The 21,043-nt window shown below is 60.2% G+C and carries 23 protein-coding genes and 4 pseudogenes; 13 read left to right on the top strand and 14 right to left on the bottom strand.

The window, feature by feature from the left end:
• The first annotated feature begins 936 nt into the window (after positions 1-936).
• The 4 genes from AC0L2Y_RS33415 to AC0L2Y_RS33400 all read left to right on the top strand — a co-directional run bounded on the left by AC0L2Y_RS33415 (position 937) and on the right by AC0L2Y_RS33400 (position 3,664).
• On the top strand, positions 937-1,188 hold the full coding sequence (locus AC0L2Y_RS33415; protein ID WP_352671670.1) for a DUF982 domain-containing protein: 252 nt from the start codon (positions 937-939) through the stop codon (positions 1,186-1,188).
• A gap of 664 nt (positions 1,189-1,852) precedes the next feature.
• On the top strand, positions 1,853-2,101 hold the full coding sequence (locus AC0L2Y_RS33410; protein ID WP_473562198.1) for a DUF6894 family protein: 249 nt from the start codon (positions 1,853-1,855) through the stop codon (positions 2,099-2,101).
• Between the two features lie 541 nt (positions 2,102-2,642).
• The gene (locus AC0L2Y_RS33405; RefSeq protein ID WP_352671676.1) at positions 2,643-2,903 is read left to right on the top strand and encodes a hypothetical protein; all 261 of its coding nucleotides are present in this window, start codon (positions 2,643-2,645) and stop codon (positions 2,901-2,903) included.
• A 512-nt stretch (positions 2,904-3,415) separates the two neighbouring features.
• On the top strand, positions 3,416-3,664 hold the full coding sequence (locus tag AC0L2Y_RS33400) for a DUF982 domain-containing protein (protein WP_473562197.1): 249 nt from the start codon (positions 3,416-3,418) through the stop codon (positions 3,662-3,664).
• 186 nt (positions 3,665-3,850) lie between these two features.
• Here the strand turns inward: AC0L2Y_RS33400 and AC0L2Y_RS33395 are convergent, their stop codons facing one another.
• Positions 3,851-4,030 carry a hypothetical protein gene (locus tag AC0L2Y_RS33395; RefSeq protein ID WP_473562196.1) on the bottom strand — a complete coding sequence of 60 codons (180 nt, stop codon included), beginning with the start codon at positions 4,028-4,030 and terminating at the stop codon, positions 3,851-3,853.
• Positions 4,031-4,197: 167 nt separating this feature from the next.
• On the opposite strand from AC0L2Y_RS33395, the gene AC0L2Y_RS33390 reads away from it, so the two are divergent.
• The 3 genes from AC0L2Y_RS33390 (at position 4,198) to AC0L2Y_RS33380 (ending at position 5,906) form a co-directional block, all read left to right on the top strand.
• The gene (locus AC0L2Y_RS33390) at positions 4,198-4,461 is read left to right on the top strand and encodes a DUF982 domain-containing protein (protein ID WP_473562195.1); all 264 of its coding nucleotides are present in this window, start codon (positions 4,198-4,200) and stop codon (positions 4,459-4,461) included.
• 154 nt (positions 4,462-4,615) lie between these two features.
• Complete coding sequence (locus AC0L2Y_RS33385) at positions 4,616-5,155, top strand: DUF982 domain-containing protein (RefSeq protein ID WP_473562194.1); 540 nt, start codon at positions 4,616-4,618, stop codon at positions 5,153-5,155.
• Between the two features lie 139 nt (positions 5,156-5,294).
• Positions 5,295-5,906, top strand: a complete 612-nt coding sequence (locus AC0L2Y_RS33380) for a hypothetical protein (RefSeq protein ID WP_473562193.1) — start codon at positions 5,295-5,297, stop codon at positions 5,904-5,906.
• Between the two features lie 359 nt (positions 5,907-6,265).
• Here the strand turns inward: AC0L2Y_RS33380 and AC0L2Y_RS33375 are convergent, their stop codons facing one another.
• Both AC0L2Y_RS33375 and AC0L2Y_RS33370 read right to left on the bottom strand, forming a co-directional pair.
• Positions 6,266-6,928 carry a cation:proton antiporter domain-containing protein gene (locus AC0L2Y_RS33375; RefSeq protein ID WP_473562192.1) on the bottom strand — a complete coding sequence of 221 codons (663 nt, stop codon included), beginning with the start codon at positions 6,926-6,928 and terminating at the stop codon, positions 6,266-6,268.
• Between the two features lie 5 nt (positions 6,929-6,933).
• On the bottom strand, positions 6,934-7,182 hold the full coding sequence (locus tag AC0L2Y_RS33370; RefSeq protein ID WP_473562191.1) for a DUF982 domain-containing protein: 249 nt from the start codon (positions 7,180-7,182) through the stop codon (positions 6,934-6,936).
• Between the two features lie 212 nt (positions 7,183-7,394).
• Here AC0L2Y_RS33370 and tnpA (AC0L2Y_RS33365) point away from each other — a divergent pair, with 212 nt between their 5' ends.
• From tnpA (AC0L2Y_RS33365) to AC0L2Y_RS33350, 4 genes and pseudogenes are all read left to right on the top strand, one after another.
• Positions 7,395-7,862: an IS66-like element accessory protein TnpA gene (gene tnpA / locus AC0L2Y_RS33365; protein ID WP_473562190.1), complete on the top strand. Its 468-nt coding sequence runs from the start codon at positions 7,395-7,397 to the stop codon at positions 7,860-7,862.
• Entirely contained in the window at positions 7,859-8,212 is a 354-nt protein-coding gene (gene tnpB / locus AC0L2Y_RS33360; protein WP_473562189.1) for an IS66 family insertion sequence element accessory protein TnpB, read from the top strand. The genes tnpA (AC0L2Y_RS33365) and tnpB (AC0L2Y_RS33360) overlap by 4 nt, the downstream gene beginning before the upstream one ends.
• Before the next feature lie 48 nt (positions 8,213-8,260).
• A pseudogene (tnpC, locus tag AC0L2Y_RS33355) lies at positions 8,261-9,836 on the top strand (IS66 family transposase).
• A gap of 71 nt (positions 9,837-9,907) precedes the next feature.
• Positions 9,908-10,439, top strand: a pseudogene (locus AC0L2Y_RS33350) (UPF0149 family protein).
• A 95-nt stretch (positions 10,440-10,534) separates the two neighbouring features.
• On the opposite strand, the gene AC0L2Y_RS33345 reads toward AC0L2Y_RS33350, so the two are convergent.
• From AC0L2Y_RS33345 to tnpA (AC0L2Y_RS33330), 4 genes and pseudogenes are all read right to left on the bottom strand, one after another.
• Positions 10,535-10,780: a DUF982 domain-containing protein gene (locus tag AC0L2Y_RS33345; protein ID WP_473562188.1), complete on the bottom strand. Its 246-nt coding sequence runs from the start codon at positions 10,778-10,780 to the stop codon at positions 10,535-10,537.
• A 269-nt stretch (positions 10,781-11,049) separates the two neighbouring features.
• Positions 11,050-11,598 (bottom strand): hypothetical protein, encoded by a 549-nt coding sequence (locus AC0L2Y_RS33340; protein ID WP_473562187.1) that lies wholly within the window; start codon positions 11,596-11,598, stop codon positions 11,050-11,052.
• A gap of 482 nt (positions 11,599-12,080) precedes the next feature.
• Positions 12,081-12,167 (bottom strand): annotated as a pseudogene (gene tnpB / locus AC0L2Y_RS33335) (IS66 family insertion sequence element accessory protein TnpB); the annotation flags it as partial.
• A gap of 52 nt (positions 12,168-12,219) precedes the next feature.
• Positions 12,220-12,666, bottom strand: a complete 447-nt coding sequence (gene tnpA, locus AC0L2Y_RS33330; protein ID WP_473562186.1) for an IS66-like element accessory protein TnpA — start codon at positions 12,664-12,666, stop codon at positions 12,220-12,222.
• 108 nt (positions 12,667-12,774) lie between these two features.
• Between tnpA (AC0L2Y_RS33330) and AC0L2Y_RS33325 the strand changes: the two genes are divergently transcribed.
• A complete protein-coding gene (locus AC0L2Y_RS33325) occupies positions 12,775-13,050 on the top strand; it encodes a DUF982 domain-containing protein (protein WP_473562185.1) in 276 nt (91 codons plus the stop codon).
• Positions 13,051-13,311: 261 nt separating this feature from the next.
• On the opposite strand, the gene AC0L2Y_RS33320 is transcribed toward AC0L2Y_RS33325, so the two are convergent.
• From AC0L2Y_RS33320 to AC0L2Y_RS33295, 6 genes are all read right to left on the bottom strand, one after another.
• Complete coding sequence (locus AC0L2Y_RS33320; RefSeq protein ID WP_473562184.1) at positions 13,312-14,385, bottom strand: aminopeptidase; 1,074 nt, start codon at positions 14,383-14,385, stop codon at positions 13,312-13,314.
• Between the two features lie 591 nt (positions 14,386-14,976).
• Positions 14,977-16,059, bottom strand: coding sequence for a sensor histidine kinase (locus AC0L2Y_RS33315; RefSeq protein WP_473562183.1), 1,083 nt, complete (start codon positions 16,057-16,059; stop codon positions 14,977-14,979).
• A gap of 322 nt (positions 16,060-16,381) precedes the next feature.
• A complete protein-coding gene (locus AC0L2Y_RS33310; RefSeq protein ID WP_473562182.1) occupies positions 16,382-17,005 on the bottom strand; it encodes a cysteine hydrolase family protein in 624 nt (207 codons plus the stop codon).
• Positions 17,002-17,289, bottom strand: a complete 288-nt coding sequence (locus AC0L2Y_RS33305; protein ID WP_473562181.1) for a hypothetical protein — start codon at positions 17,287-17,289, stop codon at positions 17,002-17,004. The genes AC0L2Y_RS33310 and AC0L2Y_RS33305 overlap by 4 nt, the downstream gene beginning before the upstream one ends.
• 15 nt (positions 17,290-17,304) lie before the next feature.
• Entirely contained in the window at positions 17,305-18,081 is a 777-nt protein-coding gene (gene xth / locus AC0L2Y_RS33300) for an exodeoxyribonuclease III (RefSeq protein ID WP_473562180.1), read from the bottom strand.
• A gap of 121 nt (positions 18,082-18,202) precedes the next feature.
• Complete coding sequence (locus tag AC0L2Y_RS33295) at positions 18,203-18,385, bottom strand: DUF3606 domain-containing protein (protein WP_473562179.1); 183 nt, start codon at positions 18,383-18,385, stop codon at positions 18,203-18,205.
• A 456-nt stretch (positions 18,386-18,841) separates the two neighbouring features.
• On the opposite strand from AC0L2Y_RS33295, the gene AC0L2Y_RS33290 reads away from it, so the two are divergent.
• A complete protein-coding gene (locus AC0L2Y_RS33290; protein WP_352478587.1) occupies positions 18,842-19,045 on the top strand; it encodes a CsbD family protein in 204 nt (67 codons plus the stop codon).
• A gap of 589 nt (positions 19,046-19,634) precedes the next feature.
• Here AC0L2Y_RS33290 and AC0L2Y_RS33285 read toward each other — a convergent pair.
• A pseudogene (locus tag AC0L2Y_RS33285) lies at positions 19,635-19,823 on the bottom strand (transposase); the annotation flags it as partial.
• Between the last annotated feature and the right edge of the window lie 1,220 nt (positions 19,824-21,043).

Below are 21,043 nucleotides of genomic sequence, written 5' to 3'. Positions count from 1 at the left end.
GCCAAACGCCAGCGCGGCAGACCAGCCTCATACGCGACAATCAAAAACACCCAGGAACTTGTCGCGGAGCGGCAATCTGAAACCGGCAAAGCTCTTGCCAGCGACAATCACCATGATAACTTCCAACCGACCGCGACATAAGAGTCTCATCTAGATTGTCGCCGCCGTCTCATCCTGATCGCCGCGCCATACAGTCCCTCGCCTCGGCGGCGTAAAGTTGATGTAAGGTGACGCTGCCCTCGCAATTTTGAACCCGTGACGCGCTTCGCTGGTCGTCGCTAAGCCGACGGCTTATGCGGCGTCCGCATTCTTCGTCTTGGGCGGCCGGCAGCGCTCGACCGCAGTGCGCTTCCACATGGCGTGGTCAAAGGCGGGCAAGCAGCCCATGCCGAGCAAACGCTTCCGCTACGTCGACAACGGGATTGTTTCCCGGCGGATACCGTAGCCGCCGCTGATGATTGCCGCAGCGGCGCAGACCAGCCCCTCGCGCTGCAACGCGTTCGGGTTACTGGTTTGCTTGTCACTGGGGCCGTAAGCGTCTGGCGGTCTCCTTGAATGAGACCATGTTTTGAATGAGACCATGTTGCCCATCGGCTGCTCGATCGCCACGAAGTCGGGCCTGTCGCGAAGCTGGCAACTGACCGATCCCTTCTCCTCGGCGTTCTCGCCACGGCTTTGATCAGGCCAGTCTTGATCGACGAGAGCGATGAGCCGGGCTCATACCAAGCGAATTCGATGTCGAGGCCGAGGACCAACATCCTCACCCTCGGCAATGGCGGCAGGAATGCCGCCAGCGTCGGTTGTCGCCAGGCCCCAAAGGCATGCAGTCGTAAGGAGCTTGTCACAGAATGTTCGCGCACCGAGTCAATCGTGACGCAACGATATGTGGTGTTCGCCCGTAGGGTCGTCGGGACATCGTGAAAGGAAACCCAGAACATGACCAGCGAACGAGACGTCGGCACGTTCGAAAAACCCGTGACCGTATTGCTGTCCTCGGGCAAAGTCAGTGTTTCGAGCACCCGCGAAGCCGCCGAAATGCTGCTGTATGATTGGCCAATTGGAGAGACCGGGTGCCGCATCCAGGCACGAATGGCCTGCATGAAGGTGCTCGGGGGCGGAAGCGCCCCGGAGGTAGCCCGCGTAGCATTTCTGACCGCCGCCAAGGAAGCGAAAATCTTGAACGCCTGACATCTGCTGCTCCGCCGCCGCAGCAAATGCCCCATCGCGATGATCTGGCGTAGCTTTTGCTGCCAGTGACATTGGCAGTCGGTTGAGGATGCCGGAATCAGGCTCGGGGCTCAGATCCATGGTGCCAGCGCGCCGATAATTCGAAGATCGCGATCTCATTGGGATCAAACCTCCAGCCGGATGTTCGGGCATCGAAGTGCATCGGAGCAAAGGGGCGGGAGATGCGAGTGAAGGGACGCATGAACCGGTGCATGGCTATTCGGCGGCCTGAGAAATCAGCTTCATCGCATCGCCGAAGGTGTGAACTGGGTCCCATACCGGTGGGCCTCCCCTACCTCGAATTCCGTTACGGGGGAATTGGGTACCGTGCTCTTGTCGCCAGACTGCACGGCCTCGTCTGTTTGGGTGTGACCGGCTCTGGAGGCGGCGATCTGCGAATGTAAGCGCAGATCGCCATTGCTCGCGCGAGACGCGCATAGGCCCCCCTGACGGGGTACCAGACGGACGCCAGGGGCCGCCGGTGACGATCGACATGGACAAGGTCAGGCTGGTTGAAAAATACAGGCCGCCGAAACGCAAGAAGTCCCTGCGGGACATGGTGGATTAGCACTTTGTATGTAAAAAACAGACATTGAACATTGTCCGGCAATCCTAGTTAGGATTGATGCCGCGCTATTTTTTCGACTTGTCCAGCAATGGAGAGACCTTCCCAGACCCTGAAGGTTCAGAGCTTCCGAGCCTGGAATCTGCGGAGGACGAGGCAGCAAAAACGCTGCTTGAAATCGCAAGAGAAAAGCTGCCCGATGGCACCTACCACGAGGCTGGCATTCTAGTCCGCGACGAAGCAGGCAACCAGCTAGTCCAGATCGTGGTCAACTTCGAACTGAACCGCATAGCGCGCATCAGACAATGAATCGATGGGAAACCCGATCGTCTTCGCCTTGAAGGTGCCCGGTTATACCAAACGCGGGCGTGGCGTCACGTGGACGACCGTCCTTCGACTATCGAAGAGACGGTCGGATAATCGAAGCATCGCGCCAGTTGCTGGCCCAGCTAGCCGCCCGGCCCCAGATGAGTGATCAAGAAGTTAACGAGACAAGCGCGATGCGCGCCAAACCACCGGTAGGCCAGAACTCCAACGAAGCTGCCTGTATGTAGTGTGCAGGATCGGCCATGGTTGAGGTCGACAAAAGGAAGCAGAAGGTTATCGCCGACCTTATACGACGGTGGATCACGGCAGAAGCCATCCGGGACTACCTTCGCAAGTCGCTAAATCTTCCGGTAGAAGAGGACCTGCCGCGTAAGCATAGGTCTTTGCTTGATGAAATTGATCAGGTCGACAAAGAGTTGGTACGTGTTGGCCGTGAACTGCCCAAGGTGTTGGTTAAAAACGTACGCTGCCAGACTCATCGTCCCCATCGGCTTATAGTTATTCTCCCGAACGGGAGGCTTCCATGCTGCCATTACCCCATGCCGTCGATCCAAAGGTAGTTGCTGAGATCAATAGTCTGCTAGATCATCACGCTTGGGCAGTACCGGTCCCCGTTCACAAACTCGCGGCGGTTGTCCGGCTGCGCCTCAAAAGCCATCTTTCCATCGCGACTATCGAGGAGCTGATCGTGGACGAAGCCGAGTGTCGGCATCTGGCCATGCTGTTCGAACTGCCGGGAACGGAAGCGGCCGTAGTTTCATCCGCTCTGGGTCGTGCGACTTGAAGGTCAGGCGATCTGGCATTGGGCTCAGCTAGAGGGGGCCGCCGCCACGGAGGGATAGACGACGGACCCCACAGCGGCTGCACCGAGACGGATCGACCCCTGCGAATCTTTAACCGCGAGGGCCTGCATTTGTTCCCCGAATACATGTGGCGCTACGACTGTGTGGGCAGCCGGCTCTTCCAGCAAGTTCCTGCCATGCGTAGCGCTTGAATGGGTCAGGCACCCGAGCCCAGTTCCCAAACATTCCTGACGCCTAATGCAACCATTCCCTGACCTGCGAGTTGCGCGATAGGCGGGGAACCTCGGCCGACATGACAAAGCGCGACAAAGCTGGGCATAGGTCCCTTGCAGACGCCGTTCGGGAGTTGATCGGCACCGAAGACAATCGTCGGCATGTACAGAAGCTGTTTGGGCCAGTCGAAACAGAGCTAACCCCAACCCTAGCTTCATTACTTGAGGCGATTGGTAAGGTCAGAGACGACGAAACTCCCTAGCCGCCCTACATTCCCCTCATGGCAACCCATTGGTTCGTCCCTCCGGTGTTCGTAAGGACTGAAGCCGGTGATCGGCGTAGCTGCAACAATGCGAGGGCAGCCCTTGAGCAGCTCAAGACGTGGACCCGGCGAGGACCTCGCTGGCACAAGGCTGTGACCCTCTGCCTGTCGGCTGTGGAGGGCGATCCGATTGACCCTCACGTGATCCGAAAGGCATTTGAGGCTGCCGCTAAGGAGGCCAAAATGTACCTCTCCCCTGAGAATTAGGTACACGGTCAAGGGAGCGCGGGTGGATATAGTGGCAGCCGCCGAAGGGCTGCCCGTGCGGTTATGCTGGCTGACATGAACGCGCTCTGGTGACTATCGTCCCACTGAAGGCAAACCATGCGCGCGGGCTCATTTGTGGCCTGTTTCCTCGGGACGCTCGCCGGGTCGCGCCTAGGCACGCGCGTCCTATGGCAGCTCGGGCCGTGGAAATGCCTCCGTGCAAGCCTTCGGCTCGCCCATGGCGTGCGTGGCATAGATCAGGCAGCGAATAGCCGTGGCGCGGCGACGACCAAAGTAATCGGGCCCAAGCGTGGCCGCCAAATTTGCGACTTGCAGAACAATGAGTACTGTGATGGCGGTTTTCATGGTCTTTCCCCCTGGCCGGCGCGGCCTTTGTGCGGCGTTGGATCACTTCAGAGGTAATCCGCAATTACCTTCGCGCCATGCTAGATCTGCCTGTAGAACAGGAGCTGCCGGCTGAGCAAAGGGATTTGTTGTAGGAACTTGATCGGGCCGACAAAGAGTGACCCTGCATGGCACTCCATTGGTTTTCCCCGCCGGTCCCTGTCAGGACCGAGGGTAGCGGTTCGACGCGCAAGGTCGGCAACGCTGAAGCCGCCGCTGAGGAACTCATGAAGTGGACCAACCATGGCCTTCAGTGGAACCTCGCGGTGCGCGTTTGCATCGCCGTGATTTCCGACCAAATGGAACCGGAGGAGGCCCGCAAGGCATTCCTGGCTGCCGCTAATGAGCAGGGGACGTTAGCCCCTCCACAAAGGCGGGCCCGCCACTCGTGAGAAAGCTGGCGGACCCAACAGCGGCTGCATCCACGAAGAATTGACCGCTGCGATTTCTAAACTGCCGAGGGCCTGGGTTGTTCCATTATCGCAGACTACAACTGAGTTAGTCGGCAGGCTCGTCCCGCTCTAACTTCCACCTTATGGCAACCCATTGGTTCTCCCCTCCCATCAACGTCAAGACCGACCGACCCGGGGTCACCTACGGCTGCAACAATGTCGAGCGTGCGCCGAGGAACTCCTGAAGTGGACCAAGATGGGACCCAAGTGGCGGAAGGCGGTGCAAATATGCATCGACGCTATGGAGGACCGAGTGACCCCTGATGAAACCCGTAAGGCGTTCGAGGCTGCTGCCACGAAGGAGGGGTCCTTACGCCTTCTGATTAGGGTTTCAAAGCCTCCCTGCTGTCCAACCCTCCCCAGGTTAGCGCGTGCCCTACACATCGAATGCCGCAGCGTTCCGTCTGATACTTTGACGCTATCGCCGCCACGCCCAGACCGACGACAAGCGAAATGGCGAGGGCGACACTTACCGGCAGGTGATGCATACCACCCGCCTACCGAGCGCTTCAGCGCTTCGACACGGGTCGACGAACGTTTGGAGACAGTCCCATCACGGCCTCGAACATGCTTAACGAATAGTGAAGCGTCCCCAGCAGCCTCGAAACCTTCCATTCAAAATCGTTCAAATTGAATCGGAGTGGTTTTCTACCCGTAAGCAACAATTTCAACCACAGTCGCGCGCAAGCAACTAAAAACCCCTCTGAGTTCGTTATCGCCCAAGTAGCAGGTATTCAAACTGCTGCTAGAGATAACTACCGAAGGAGAGTGTGATGGCAAATATTGCCAAGAGTTTCGCCACAGTTTTGGCAGGTTGCGCACTTATTTTATCTCTTTCCTTGCCTTCCAGCGCGGCCCGTGTTGGCATCGGTGCTGGTGTAGCTATTGGTGGCAGCGCCGGCATCAAGGCCGGTCTCGGTGCATCGATAGGCGGCAGTGATGGCATTAGAGCGGGAGCCGGCGCTTCGATTGCTGGCCGCGGCGGAGTGAACGCCGGCGCGGGTGCCAAAATGGGCGGGACGAATGGTGTGACCGCTGGGGCAGGCGCAAACATCGGCGGTTCTCGCGGCGTGACGGCTGGCGCTGGCGCTACCATAGGCGGCACTCGCGGCGTTACGGCAGGCGTAGGAGCCAATGTCCTGGGCACAGGTGGTGTCGGCGTTGGTGTCGGCGTCGGTGGCGGGACCGTTCCCGGAACCCCAGGCACTCCCGCAGGATCAGGGACACCCGGGACGGCTGGCACACCCAGCATGCCCACCGTGGTGGCCCAGCTGTCGAGCAGCCAATTGATCCGCATGAAAAAGCGCTGTGCCGACATACTCAGCAGCGAAGGGACGTATGACAGCGATCTGCGGCAACTTTGCATGCTTATTGCGCGACGCTAAGGAGACTGATTGGGAGTGTCGGATTGGGCCGTGCGGCTCAGACAAAACACTCTCCTGGCTTTTGCGCCCCGGGAGCCCGTCACTCGCAAGGTGGCGGGCTTCATTGCGTCTTTGCGCAGGCAATGCTGTGCCTCACCATGCGGCGTTCGTGATGCCGAAATTGAGGCGCTGACTGCGTTCGTGCCAGGATCCCGCACTTTAGCAGCGCCTGCAGCAAAAAGTCCGACTCTGGGGACATTAGTCCTGCCTGCTTCGGGCACGGGGCAGCAAAGAGCGACGAGCGCGGTCCAACTGGTGCATGACCGGAGTCACCATGATGCCATGCATGACAATTGAACTCACAACGGCGAAGCAGACTGTTACCCAAAGGGTTGTCGCACCGTCGAATTCGGCCTGCCCGAGTGCGAAGGCCAAGTAGTAGAACGATCCAAGGCCGCGTATCCAAAAAAGGCAATGACGGCCTTTTCGCGTGATGACGCCGGAAATCCAATCAGTCCAACCCATGCCGCGATCGGTCGCACAACCAATAGCACCAGGGCGGCAGTGGCGATCACCTGCCAACTCAAGGCGCTAAAAATCGACCCTTCAGCGATCGCTGCCCCAAAGCAGACCAGCAGCACCATCATCAGCAATCGCTCAGTCTGCTCAGCGAAGTTGTGCAAGCTCTCATGATACTCATGCTGCCGCTCGATGGATCGCAGCGCCACTGCTGCAACAAACACTGCAAGGAAGCCATAGCCGTGAAGGACTTCGGTCGAGCCGTAAGCAAGGCAGGTGATCCCGAGCGCAACAAAGCCGTCTTTCGTCTCTGACAAGCCCGATCGTTTCGGCAGACGAAACGTAAGGTAGCCCATGACTTTTCCGCCCAGCCAGCCAATGACGAGGCCGGCTGCAATCTTCCAAAGGACATCCACGAGCACCCAGTGTGTGAAGAATGGCTCGCCGGACGCTCTGGACAGCGCAATTGCGATGGCGAGATAGACGGTTGGTCCACTCGGAGGCGAGAACCAATGGGTAGCCACGATGCCTACCGCTCAGGGGAGAGATACATCTTGGCCTCCTTAGCGGCAGCCTCAAATGCCTTTCGTATCACGTGAGGGTCAATCGGATCGCCCTCCAAGGCTGACAGGCAGAGGGTCACCGCCTTGTGCCAGCGAGGTCCTCTCCGGGTCCATGTCTTTAGCTGCTCGAGGGCTGCCCTCGCATTGTTGCAGGTATGCCTGTCACCGGCTTCAGTCCTTACGAATACCGGCGGGACGAACCAATGGGTTGCCATGAGGGCAATTTAGGGCGGCTATGGACCTTGGCGGGCCAGCGATGCTCCGCCATCAAACCCCATGGACAGCCCGGCGCCTGCCCTTGCAAAGGGGTTCCGAAAGGGATCGAAATAATTTGCAGAAGTACTGTGAGCGTGACGAGCACCCCATCTTGCCTTGGGGCTATGCGCCGGGGAGATTTGCCGCCTGATTTTGCGAGGAGCGCAGGCGCATGGAGTGGGACGACCCTAGTGCCAGTCATCAAGACAGTCATCAAGGCAGGCATGAAGAGAGTCATTATCGCCGGGTCGAGGTGATCACAGGCCGGCGGAAACGGCGCAACTGGACGCCGGCGGAGAAGGCGCGGATTGTTGCGGAAAGCGCGGAGCCGGGCGCCAACATCTCGGCTGTCGCGCGGCGTTGGGGGATCAATCGAGGTCTTCTTTCGGTCTGGCGACGGCACGTGGGGCTGGTGCAGGCGAAGGCGGCTGCGGAGACGACGCCAGCTCTGCAGTTTGTGCCAATTACGATCGCGGGCGAGGAGCGGCAGCTCGAGCATAGTGACGCACGGAAGAAGGAGACGCCCAGGTCGACCGGTCGGATCGAACTCGAGATCGGTGAAAGCCGCCTCGTCCTGACGGGCTCGGTCGATCCGGCCCTGGCGGCCGCCATCGTGGATGCCTTGCGTGTGCGGCGGTGATTGCGCTTGGCGGCGACGTGAAGGTCGTGGTGGCGACGCAGCCGGTCGACTTTCGCCGCGGCATCAATGGCCTCGTTGCCCTAGTCGCCTCGGCTCCTGCAGCCGATCCCTATTGCGGTGACGTCTTTGTCTTCCGCCCCAAGCGCGGCGACAGATTGCGCCTTCTTTTTTGGGACGGAAGCGGCATGGTTCTGGCCTCGAAATGGCTCGAACCCGGGCGCTTCACCTGGCCACCGATCCGCGACGGCCAGGTCCGACTGACGCGCGAGGAGTTCGCCCTTCTGGTGGCCGGCCTCGACTGGACGAGGGTGGCGAAGAAGCACGTCAAAAGACCGGTCAGAGCGGCGTGAAGTGGCTGGATTTGCTTGAAGATTCGGGGCTACTTGGTAGGGTTGATCATGTCGCCCCGCCCTGATTCGTTGCCATCGGATCCTGCCGAGCTGCAGAGAATCGTTCTGGCTCTTGAAGCCGAGAACGCGGAGCTGCGCGTCTATGCCGATCTGCTTCGGCAGATGATCTTCGGGGTAAAATCGGAGAAGCTGGCCGTCCTCGATCCGACGCAGATCGCGCTCGATCTCGGCGACCTCTGCGAGGTGCCGGCCGCGGCCAATGACGATGCCGCCGAAGACAAGGATCGTCCGCGACGCAAGCACCGGTCGGCATCGCGCAACATAGGCGCCCTGCCGAAGCATCTGCCGCGCTGCGAGGAAGTGATCGAGCCGGAGAGCACAGTCTGCTCCTGTTGCGGACTTTCCCTCCATCGCATCGGCGAGGATATCAGCGAGGCCCTCGATATCGTTCCGGCACTTCTGCGCGTGATCCGCACGATCCGGCCCAAATACGCCTGCCGGGCCTGCGAGGCCCATGTCGTCCAGGCGCCGGCGCGAGCGCGAGTAATGGATTGGGGGCATGGCAACGACGGCGCTGGTGGCGCATGTGGTTGTCTCAAAGTTCGCCTGGCATCTTCCTCTCTATCGCCAGTCGCAGATCTTCTCGGGTTACGGCATCCATCTCGACCGGGGCACGCTCGGCGGCTGGGTCGGACGGGCCGCCTGGTGGCTGAGCCCGCTTTACGATCGCCTGCTTGCCTTCATCCGCTCACAGCCGCGGGTGTTCTGTGACGAAACGCCTCTGCCGCGACTTGATCCGGGACGCAAGCGGACGAAAGTCTGCCAATTGTGGGCGCAGGCCGTCGATGATCGTCCCTGGCAGGGACCGGCACCGCCGGCAGTCGGCTATGTGTTTGCAGAAAGCCGGGGAACCGGAGAGATCGAGACGGAGCTTTCAACGTTCGGCGGCATTCTCCAGGTGGATGGCTATGCGGCCTACAAGACCCTGGCGAAGCGGCGGCGCAAGAGCAATATCGCACCCTTGCAGCTAGCCTTTTGTCTGGCCCATGCTCGGCGCAAGTTCGTCGAGGTGGTCAAAACGACGGCCTCGAGCGAGGCGCTGGCGGTGATCGCCGCTATTGCCGAGATCTACCGGATCGAGCAATGCATCCGCGGCAGGAGCGCCGAGCAGCGCCTGTCGGTGCGCAAGGCCGAGAGTGCTCCGCTGATGGCGGCACTGAAGGAGCGGCTGGAGACGCTGATCGATGAGGTCTCGGCCAAGTCGTCGCTCGGCAAGGCCGTCGCCTACACGCTGGCGCATTGGCATGGGCTGACAGCCTTCCTCACGGACGGACGGATCGAAGTCGATAGCAACGTTGTCGAGCGTTCGCTCAAGCCGGTCTGCCTGACGAGGAAGAATAGTCTTTTTGCCGGTTCCGCCCGCGGTGGCGAGACTTGGGCGGTGCTGGCATCACTGGTCAACTCGGCAAGGCTCAATGGTCTCGATCCCGAAACCTGGCTCGCCGACGTGCTCGAGCAGATCGTCTCGGGTGCCATTCCGGTCAATCGGCTCGACGAGCTCTTGCCGTGGAATTGGAAGGCAGACCGGGAAGCACGGGGCCAACTGGAGCGTGTGGCGGCATGATCGCTCGTCGGTCAAAAGGGCCCGTCGCCGCTCGGCCCGCCGCGGCTTGCTCAGTTCCGCCTTCGCGCCCGATGCTGGACGATGCGGCCTTCGAGACGTTCTTGCACAAGCAGCGGCCGCATCCGCCGGTCTTCGGCATGGATGGGCTCGACGGCTATCTGACGGCGCTCATCATCGGTCCGCGCTTTATCGACCCGCGCCAATGGATTCCTTTGTTTGCAGGCGAGCAAGCGCTGATGGCGCTCGAAGACACGACCGAGGCGCTCGCCGTTCAGACGCTGGTTGCCAACTACAATCGCATCTCGGTCGGGCTCGGCGAAACGCCGGAGACCTGGCGTCCGCGCCTTGCGCGACAGGAGGGACGGCACATTCGACGCCTTCGAATGGTCGACCGCCTTCCTGCTTGCCACCGGCTACGCCACAAGGCTCTGGCGCCCCGTTCTCCACGGCCATGCCAAGACCGGCGACATCATCGCCCCGATCCGGGATACAACGGGGCTGAACTCCCGTCTCGACGACGCGGGCGTCGCAGCCGTTGCAAAAGCGGTCGTCGCCATCCGCTCGTACTTCATGCCCAAGCGAGTCAAAGCGGCCCGCATCTGAATCCTGCCTCTGCCAACCAAGGACAGCCGTACGGTGCTCGTGACGCTTACGAAGTACTAAGTGGGGGCTCGGGTATCTGGGCCTGTTGGCGCTAATCAGACGAGCGTCGCACCCACCCCCTCCTCTTCGGCCGCAGCCAGGAATGCCTTCCGAGCCTCCTCAGGTTCCATCTCGTCGGCAAGCACAGCGACGCAGACGTGAAGCGCGAGATTCCACTGAGGGCCACGGTTGGTCCACATTAAGAGTTCCTTGGCTGCTGCCACTGCGTTGTTGACGTGGTGCGTCGTATTGCGACCCTCAGTCCTGACTGGGACCGGAGGGGAGAACCAATAGGTTGCCATAGGGCCACTCCTTGCCGCCCGCTCAAGGCCCCTAAGCAACTTTTGCTCGTCCGTCAGCATTCGTTCTAATGATAAACTAAGCAGCATTCGAAGGTAGCTGCTGGCGGCATCCGACCTCTGCTTAGTTCTCTCGACTTCAACCATCTTTGTACCTAAACCGGTTCCGTATAATGTCGGGAACTAAGGAAAGATCAACAGACGTTTCGTATGGGAGCGTGGGCCAGGGAATGTTGTCAAGCGAAGTGAGGATTTGACCCCCCCCTATTGCCTCACCGAGGAATGTTACCGAACGCGATAGGGCCGACATGGGCCCTTTCTCCATCTGTCGCGGCGGAGGGAGATAGCGGCCAGCTCTTCATCCAACCGCCATCGAGGATGATCAGCCCAGCCACTTCCATGCGCCAGACCTTCACAAGCCGTTGCACCATTCTCAGGTTCTTTTCCTTAAAGCGCGAGGGGTCGATCTTTGTCAGGCGTTGCAACACACTTGCTGCCGAGAGCGCCGGGTCTTCTTCGAGCCATCCCTTGATCTGCGCCTCGAACGGCTCGTACATGCTGGGTCTCTTCGGATAGGGTTTGGTCCGCCGATACGGCCGCCGATGCGTTGGTCGGGTCTTGCCACTCTTCCAGGCCGTCTTCAGATTCGCGGCGAAGCGCTGTAGATCGATAACGGCCGGCTCCTCAATCTTCGCATTCAGGCCATGACGATCGACCCGCCGCCCAAGCTCCTCCTGCGCGGCGCGGATACCAGCAAACAGCAGCACGGGATCGGCGGTTTCCATCATCGCCTGGAGCCGCTGCTTGTCGGCTTCGGCCACATGCCGCCGCGCCTTGCATGGGATGACCTTCGGCGCGCAATCGATGCGATCGGCGCAACGACGCCGGTCGACATCCCCGATCGAGTCGTCCTGCTGCTACTCGCCACGACGGGCATGGCCCCACCGCAAGAGATGCAGTAGGGCTGTTTGTTTCGGACCTTCTGACTAAAGCTCACCCTGCTCGATCCCTCGGGCGTTTTTGTGGCTCCAACGGGTGCCACAACCGCCCCCAGAGCGCCTCATGGCCGACTATTCAGGACGGTGGCTGCGCAGTGAGGGAAACGAAGGGGGTACCGGAGACCGCTTGAGCACCCCACAATAGGAAAATAGAACTCGAGCATTCTTCCCCTCCGGCGTTGTGGCACAGGGGAATCCCGCGCCATGAGAGAGGCATGAAATATTATGTGGCGGAGGCAAGCTGGGTTTTGGCCGGTCCGAAGGGGTCAGGGCGGCTCCGCCACATAATCTCGCCCGACGCATAAGAATGGATCCGCGCCCATCGCCTCGCGCACGAGCGCTGCCAGACCTTCCGCTCCCTTGCGGAAGTCGACCGGCTTCGTCGCCACCATGACCTTGACCCCTCCCGTTGGCCCGATCACGACGTTGCCCTCAGCGCACGGATCACCGCTGCAACCGTCTTCGAATCCGCCCACGACCCACCCGCATTGCGATGCCGTCGATCTCGAGCTCGATCACACCAGCGTCTCGAGCCGGCTCCCGCTTTCTTGGCTGTGGCCGATGCTTCGCCGCAGGCTTCGGAGGCGCTGCCGTCACCACCGCCGGCACGAACATGGATTCCGATATCGCTGCCTCCCCCATCGACCGGCGAGCAGCCCGACGCCAGGTGAACAATTGCTGCGGGGAAAGTCCATACCGGCGTGCCACAGCACAAACCGTCTCGCCCGCCTCGTAGCTCTCCGCCACTATCCGGGCCTTCTCCTCCGGCGGCCACTCACACCGCCGACCCGAACCAGTGAAGATCTCCAGCCGACGGAGCGGCTCCTCGTCCTTGGACTTAAGCATAAACTGTGAAATCGTCATGTCGAAGCCCTCAAAGGCCTCGAACATCGTCCCTTACATCCACGCGCGAAAGGTGCCGCCAGGACAGCTGCTTACACACTTTCGGCGCCCATTTACTTTTGAGCTAGCGCTGAGGATTGGTCGAATCTACCATGGGTGGTCGGTTTGGAGATTGTCGTGCCCACTACACGTTTCAGAAAGCCTGTCGTCGTTCAGCCCGGCCGGATCGATCGTGACAGAGTCGTTGCCTCCGTATCGGACGCTGCCGAAATCTTGCTTAGGGAATGGCCTCAGCCGACAAGCAAGTCGCGGCTCACTGCCATCAAAGCGTGCCTTGCTGTCATCCGCGGAGAAAAGCCACCAAGGATAGCGCGCCAGGCATTTCTAAACGCTGCCAAAGAGGCCAAAATACTCCTCGGTGAAGAGATCTAAGCACCGTTCGCGGTGAATCGCGGAGCGGTGCCGGGATCAGCGCGCCCGGTGCTGGCAGCGGATAGTGGCTTCCAATGCACTGCATGTTCGATGTTAAGGTAGATCTTTGTTGCGCAGATTAATTCGCTAGTCCCGCCGAGCGATCGGGCCGGGTGAAGAGGTGAAGAGAACACTGCCCCTGGTGTCCACGATAGCTGGGCATCCGTCCGAAACCTCCCAGTCAGTTCACGCCTAAATGACGTCAGAGGACCGATTCGGCCGTCAGCTTTGACTGTCCCCATAACATGCGTCTGCCCCGGCAAGCACTTCGGTACGCCGATCTTTGTCCAGCGCGCCAAGCCATCGAACCGCTGCATAGAACCGTGGATAGTCGCCCGAACACAAGTCGAACAAGCGGAGAAAGGCCGGCACCCTATCGCTGTAGACAGAAGTCGCGGCGAGCTTTGCGTTATTGATCGGAGCATCGAACCAGGCGTCATATCCGCGGTATCCACCCCAGCGCTTGTCGCGCATCTGACGGTAGCGCGTCCTCAGCCGCTCGATCGCGGCCGTCTTTGCGGCCCGCTTCTGCTCAGAAGTACCATTGTCGTCATAGACATGCCTTAGCTCGTCCCGGGTCTGCGACACCAGCGCGAGAAATTCAGCCTTGCGCCTCCGGTCGGCTTCGTAACGGCGCAATCCGAGAGTATCGCCGGTCACGCGCAGCCATTTTCTCACACCCGTTGTTTCGACAGCGACCGCGAACGCTTCGTTGAACGCGGAATCGTTATGCACGTAGACGCGCTGGTGGGCCAGCTCATGGAATACCAGCCCTGCGAGATACGTTCCATCTTGGGTGAGCATCGTGCTTAGCAGCGGGTCACTCGACCAGCCAAGCGTGGAATATGCAGTGATGCCCGTCACATAGACGTCGAGGCCCTGTCTTTGAAGCTCTGCCGCGGTTTCAGTCGCAGACTTTTCGGAGAAATATCCCCGGTAGGGAACACAGCCGAAAACCGGAAAGCACCACGTTCGTGGTGTCAGCGAGAATTCCGGCGCGGCGAAGACGGCCCATGTCACAGAGTCGCGACCAACATCAACATAGCTGCGGTAGCTGTTGTTGTCGGGCAGCGCCAGTTCATCGATAGCAAAATGTCGTATGGCGTTTGCCGATGCCATTCGGGCGCGCAAAATCTGAGGGGTCGAAGGATCGTTGATCAGTTTTCCGACGTCTTGGCGCGCCGCCATGATCTGCACATGGCCCTGCAAAGATTGCGCGTAGTAGGAAATACCGGTGCAACTGGCCACGCCCGGCGTCAGGATAATCGCAGCAAAAAATCGAACGAATGCACGCATCACGCTTTTGCTCTCACGTCCCGATAGCGCAATTCGCGGTTGCCTCCGGCCACGAATAGTCGGACCAATTTGATGTGTAGGTTAGACCTTCGTCCTCGGCAAGATTGGCCAATGCGATGACTCGCTGCCAAATTGCCAGCCCGCGCGTGATGAGCGCGAAGGCGTGAGGTGCCCCCGCCATCATGGCGGAGCGATGAAGCTCGCGGTAAACGCGCAGAGCGTTTCAGCTTCCCAGCGGACACCACCGGCGCCTCCAGTGGGATCGGGCGGGCGGCTGCAGGCGCATTCGCGGCAAAGGATTGTGACGTGTTCTCGTGACGCGTGAGCCGGCGCGTGCCGAGTGGGCGGCGTCCGGACTGCTGGTAACTCGGAGCGCGCGTGTCTCATGGGGCACCGATCCTACAAATCGCTCTGAAGTCGAGCGCATGGGCGATACCATCGTCGCGGAATTCGGGCGGATCGACGTTTTGGGTGAGTTGCGCCGCAATACGTCTTCTCGACCGCGAAGGGCGTCCGAGGCGTGTTTGCAGCCACCTCCTCAAAGCCGCGACGTGAGCCAGTCTCCGGCCTGCTCTGTTCGACGGCAATCGTTCAGCTTGCTGCCGCCGACCGCTTGAAAACGATGGTCACCTTCGTACCTTTGTTGGCGCTGGACTCGACGGCTAACTGCGCCTTGGCATTCTCGGTCAGCGATCGCGCGATCAGCGCTCCGAGCTTGCCTGGCTTGGGCCACATCTCGCCTTCCGGCAGGCCGATTCCGTCGTCCGCCACTATAACCCGGCAGCCGTCGCCATCGACGATGCTGTGCAGCGTTATCGTGCCGCCATCGCGGCCCCGGAACGCATGCTTAAGTGAATTGGTCAGCAATTCATTTACGACCAGTCCCGCCGGCATGGCGACGTTTATTGACACCGGATATGTATCCACCTTCATATCCAGCCGGATCCCCTCGACCGCATGCGAGCTCATGACCGCGGACGCGATCTGGCTGAGATACACACCAAGGTCGACCTCCTCCTTCGGCTCGTCGGCCGTTAGCGTCTGGTAGAGGATCGCCAAAGCGTCGACGCGACCGGCGAGCCGCTCAAACCGTTTCCGGTCGGCCTCGGTAGCGTTGCGGCTTTCCAGCCGGATGAGTGCGGTGATCATCTGCAGGTTGTTCTTCACCCTGTGCTGCAGTTCGCGAAGGAGTGTGTCTTTGTCGCTGACAAGCTCCTCGGCCGAGCGCTGATCTCCCGCCTCGCCGTGAGCCGATACATCGACCAGGGCTACCAGCCGGAAACAGACCTTGCCGTTGTCGTCCTCTATCTCGTTGGAATAAACGTCGACGATCGCGGGTTTATCCTCGCTGCGCTCCAGCCTGAAGGTGCCGACTAAATCGGATCCCTCGACCACAGCCTCGGCTAGCGCCCTGTCCTTTTGCTGATGGAGGCCTGTGCCTAAAAGGGCGGCCCAGTTTTCTCGGGTGAGCCTGGCGGCTGTCAGGCCTGACAGTTTCTCGAATTCGGGATTGGCGTAGACCACGCGCTCTTCACCGGTAAGGTCCGAAACAGCTATGGCGATCGGCACCTGGTCGAGGAATTTCTTGAACTGTTCGCTTTCGAGTGCTGTTGCAAGGTCAGGTGTATCAAGCAACTGCTCGACCGCCTCAGCTTTCTCTGAATCCGATGTCATTTGCGCGCCCGTTCTGTGCGGATGATATCAACAATGCGGCGCGCCTGCCATCGCCAAAACTGGAGCTGCATCTCACGTTTTGCATCGCGGATCTGACAACCAGCCAGCATCGCGTAACGGCCGCATGTCTAAATTGCGACCGGCCGAAGGAAAGCGGCCAGGCCGGCTGCAATCCAGGTGCCTGGAATGTTGAGGCGGCCGGTCAAGTGGGTACGCTGCGGAAGACCAAGTGAGTGGGCATTCAGGGAGGAATGAGTTCGCACGCCAGCCCAACGCGTCGATAATCATTTCCTGTTCTGCCATGCGCAAGGTGCTCCCGATGTCACAACATTCCGTCCAGTCGAGCGGCCAGGAGGTCGGCGGTGGTCACTGTCTCGACCTGCATGCCGTAGCGGCTTTCATAGATCGCCAGCATGGCATCGTGGGTCGAGTCAGCTCCGGAACATACCGCGTCGGCGACGATGATCACCCGGTAGCCGAAATCGATGGCTCCCATCACACAGGCGAGCACACAGACCTCCGTCTCCGCGCCCGAGACGATCAGTGAATCAATTCCCGCAGCCCGCAGGCGAGCATGCAGTGACCCGTGCCAAGCGGACATCACAGGTTTGTCCTCCAACAAAGCGGGCGGCACGAACCGCGCCAGTTCTGGAACAAGATCAATCAGCTGAGGATCAAGCCTATCACGGGTCATCGTCTCCCACTTTTGATAGTAGCGTCTCCAGGCGCCGCCGGCGTCGTTAGGAGATTGAGGGGGAATAAACCGGGTGAAGATCGTCCGCGCGGGGTCAAGTTCGACGAGGGCGACGACATTGGGCAATACGGGCCCCATCCACGGCGTGTGCCACTCCGTCGTTTCGGCAAACATCCGTTGCATGTCCACGCAAAGGTGGACCCAGCGCTCACGAAGCGGGCCAAACCGCAGGCCTTGGTCCAATTTCGTCAATGCCGGACCGCTTTCCTGGCAGTGCTCTGCACCTTGGACTGGTCCAGACCAGACACGATCTTTGCTTCCCTGCCATCCGCGGCTTGGCAGCCGAGGAATATCTCCCCGATGTTCCAAAGCCTGTTCAGTGGCATGTCGGCGAACGCATATAGTGGGTGATCCTGGTGCAGGAGGAGCGGAGCTGCCCCCAGGTCATTGTGTTTGGCGGTTCCCCCGCTCGGCTCCTCCCGCCGGCCACACACAAAGAGATTTTTGTTGATCGATGTTTCATCCAATTCGACCATCTGCATTCCTCCCAGTCAATTGAGCTCGACCCAGGCCGGCGCATGGTCGCTTGGCTTCTCCCACCCGCGAAGCTCGACATCCACGCCAGCATCGCGCAGCCGATGGGAGGCAGAGGGGCTCACCAGGAGATGGTCCATTCGCAGACCGGAACTCCGATCGTAGCCACCACGGTAGGAGAAATTCCAATAGGTGTAGATGCCCTTCTCCGGATGGATGCGCCGCATGGCATCTATCCAGCCAGCTTGGAGCATTTTGGCATAGGCTTGCCTGCTCTGCGGGAAATAGACCGCATCGCCCAGCCATCGGCTCGGCACCACGGCGTCGATCGGGGTCGGAACGACGTTAAAGTCGCCGCACAGAACGCTTGGCGCCCGGTTTTGGAGCAAATGCTGGCCGTAGCTGATGAGACGATCGAACCAGCGCAGCTTGTAGTCGAACTTTGGGCCGGGCGCAGGATTGCCATTAGGCAGGTAGAGACAGCCCACGATGATCCCATTCACGTCGGCCTCAATATAGCGGCTGTGGGTATCGTCAGGATCCCCGGGCAGGCCGCGTCGACGTTCCACCGGCTCGATCCCGCGGGCGAGGATTGCGACACCATTGTAGGATTTCTGGCCGTGCCAGATCGCGCCGTAACCCGCCTCCCTGATCGCTTCGGCAGGAAACTTGTCGTCCGACGTCTTCAATTCCTGCAGGCACACGATGTCGCAGCCGCTTTCGTGCAACCACTTCAGGAGCACAGGCAGTCGGCCGTTGACACCGTTCACATTGAAGGTGGCGATGCGGGTCATGTGCATGCCCTCTCATGAGAACCTCCCGGCAGACGGTCATAGGGCAATTTGGCCTATCCTCCGCGCTGAACCGCGAGCTCTTGATATCGCCAACGTGGTCGGCGTCCTGTGCGGGCGAGGCTCACTTCCTGCCCAGCTTGTCTTCGACCTTCTTGCGACTGTTGCCGACCGACTTCACCGCCGACTTGACGTCAGCTTTGCTGGCGCCGGTCTTGCTCGCCTCATACTTCATCTCATGGTCCTGCCTACCAGCGACCCTTGCGCGGTCCTGGTTGCGTCCACGCGTTGTGCCAGTGTTCGCCATTTTCTATCTCCAACAATTGCCCTTCCAGTCACCAGACAACGCGGCCGGACTCTTCCGGTTCAATCCGGCGATGCGCGTGGCATGGAGCGAGCTCCCAGCCAGGGTATTGAATGTCCCATGTATTCGGATCCGGCATGTCGCTACCGCAGGGCGGGCCTAGCGGCCCGAAGCCAGGGAGGACTTTTCGACATGAATGATCTTGCGCAGCACTGCCGTGCTCCTCTCGCTGACGTCCACGCTCCGCTCGTTGTTGCCTTCGCCTACGGCGCCGCCTCGCCTCTCGATGTGTGGCAAAGGGCCCTCGTCGGGGAGGCCGACGCGCCTCCCGAAGGCCCACCATCTCCTAATTGGCGCCGTCACCTTCCCAACTGGAGACGTGAACATCGGAAATCTTCGTCCCGGAACTCCCAGGCTGGACGACCGTTTTGCCTTATGTAGAACAATGGAGAATATGTCATGGACTGGAATAGGGTCGAAGGAAACTGGAAGCAGGTCAAGGGTAAGATCAAGGAACAGTGGGGCAAACTTACCGATGACGATCTTGATCGCATCGCTGGCAATCGCGATCAGCTCGAAGGCAAGATCCAGGAACGATATGGTATCGAAAAGGACCGTGTTCGGCAGGATATTGACGACTGGTACGATCGGCAAGTCTGGTAGGATCGCATAAGGCTGTCATTTAGACGAGGCGCTGCTTACTTAACGGCGCTCATTGGTGCGCTGGCAGTCGCAAAGCCATAGCCAGCTCGTGTTGAGACAGCCAGCGGGGCTGAGGGTTGCGATCGTAGGCGCAGACGGACCGGCGTGTGAGGTTATGCAGTGACGGGCTGCCGTGCGGCCTTCCGCGATAACGCCATAGGCGCGAGCGTGGCCGCCGTTAAGTTCTCCAGGCGGACCTGATGTCCGCTCGGCCGGCGCCTGCCCGCCCCCAAGCTCCAAAACGGGCGCCGGCCAATCTCGTTCAGGCGGCAGCAATAACCACATGCACCGACAATATGCAGCAAATCCAACATCGACAGCAAGCAGCCCAGCAGCCTTCATCAATATGTTTGGGCGTTCTCGTCGAAGTGGTTGACCTCTCCTCGAGCTCAAATTCGCCGCGATCGAATAGGACGGAGCCTGTCCTGCGCGATTTTTCGAGTTTGCTTAATTCAAATCACGAACTTCCCGATCGCGGGCTTCCAGCCGACGCCGGCATTGGTCCGGCATTGCAGCATAAAGATCTTGCGTCCAGCCGCGTGACTCCCACTATGAATGCGAACCTCGTATCACTTCGCTCGCGAAGTAGGCTGCGGCTTTTCAGGATGTCGCGCTCCGCCCGCGGCTTCACGACTTCCTTGCGCAATCGGTCGATCTCCCGCTGTTCGGATTTCATTTGGCCGTGGCCAGGAAACGCATACGGCGGATCGCCCGATAGATCGCGCACCGATTTGTGTAGCGCTGCTGGGAGACCGCAACACCTCAATCCTTCACCTATCTCGCCACGTTGAGCTTGAACTCGCGGCTGAACTTCATTCCCTGCATTTCGAGTGTTCGAGTTGAGCGCCATTTGTCATTGGTCATGACGATCACCTGGCCCCCTTTGCCGGGCGCGCCGCCGCCGCCCGCCGCACCGTAGGACCGTCACTTCTCGAGCGCGGCGTAAGTGGCGCACGAGCAATACGTCTTGGAGGCGCCGAAGGCGAGGTGGCCCGAAATTCCGCGAGGGGAGATAGGACAAGGCGACCATGAAGGTCAGCGTGCCCTCACCTTCGCCATCGCCGAAGAAGGCCGCTTTGTAGATAGATGGCGAAGCGGATCGTGCCGCTGTCGGCGTGCGCAGCGCTGGCGATCAGGCTTGGTGCTATACTATTGCAGTGACCCTGCCCGACGCATTGAGGCGACAACTGACTTGCGCCTGCCGGACTTCGATGCCACCTTTTCCAGCGTAGTCTATTCGCACCTCGATCGGCGCCGTGAGTCCACCCCGACCTTGATGCAATGCGCCTGCGCTTACCGCGTGGACATTGACGGCGCCAAGTGGCGTCGCAGCGGCCACGATCGCCGTGCGGCAGGCTCGCACGATCACAATCGGCGTACCGGGTTTCGCTGTCAGTGGTCCCGGAGATACAAAGGGATATCCCTTGGTGGAGTCACCGTCACCGGCTTTGGAAGGCCTGAGGACGGGTGGCAGGACGATGGATTGCCCAGCGGTCTTGGCAGAAGAAGGGGCTGTCACTGCAGTCGAACTGTCGGGTGCGGTAGCCGCTTCGTTTTCGGCGGACGGATCGTCGCCCACAGGGGCACTTGTGCTTGTATCACCAACGTTGCCGCTGGCACTAACGCCTGCGTCGACTGATCCGTCATCTGCCCCGACCGAAGCTCCAACATTTGCTCCGCCTACGCCGTCGGCGCTCGTGCCCGCCCCCACGGATGCGCCTTGCGAACCGGCGCTCACTCCAGCACCGACCCCGACACCGCCCGCCCTACCGCCCACGCCTGCTTCAAGAGCCGAGGCAGGCCCAACTGTGATCCCGATCGTCAACGCGGCCGCGACATACTTCTTCATTGTCGTCTCCCCTGCGGCATTACATTTCGCTCACTAGTCTTCACTGGCGCGGCTCGAGCTTTTTGATGGCCGTGTTGGAAGCAATGCTGCGGGAAGAGGTATGGTTGCGA

The sequence above is a fragment of the Mesorhizobium sp. WSM4830 genome, assembly GCF_055811495.1.
Note: the sequence above shows the minus strand (reverse complement) of the source record. Positions and strands in the feature narration are given on the sequence as shown.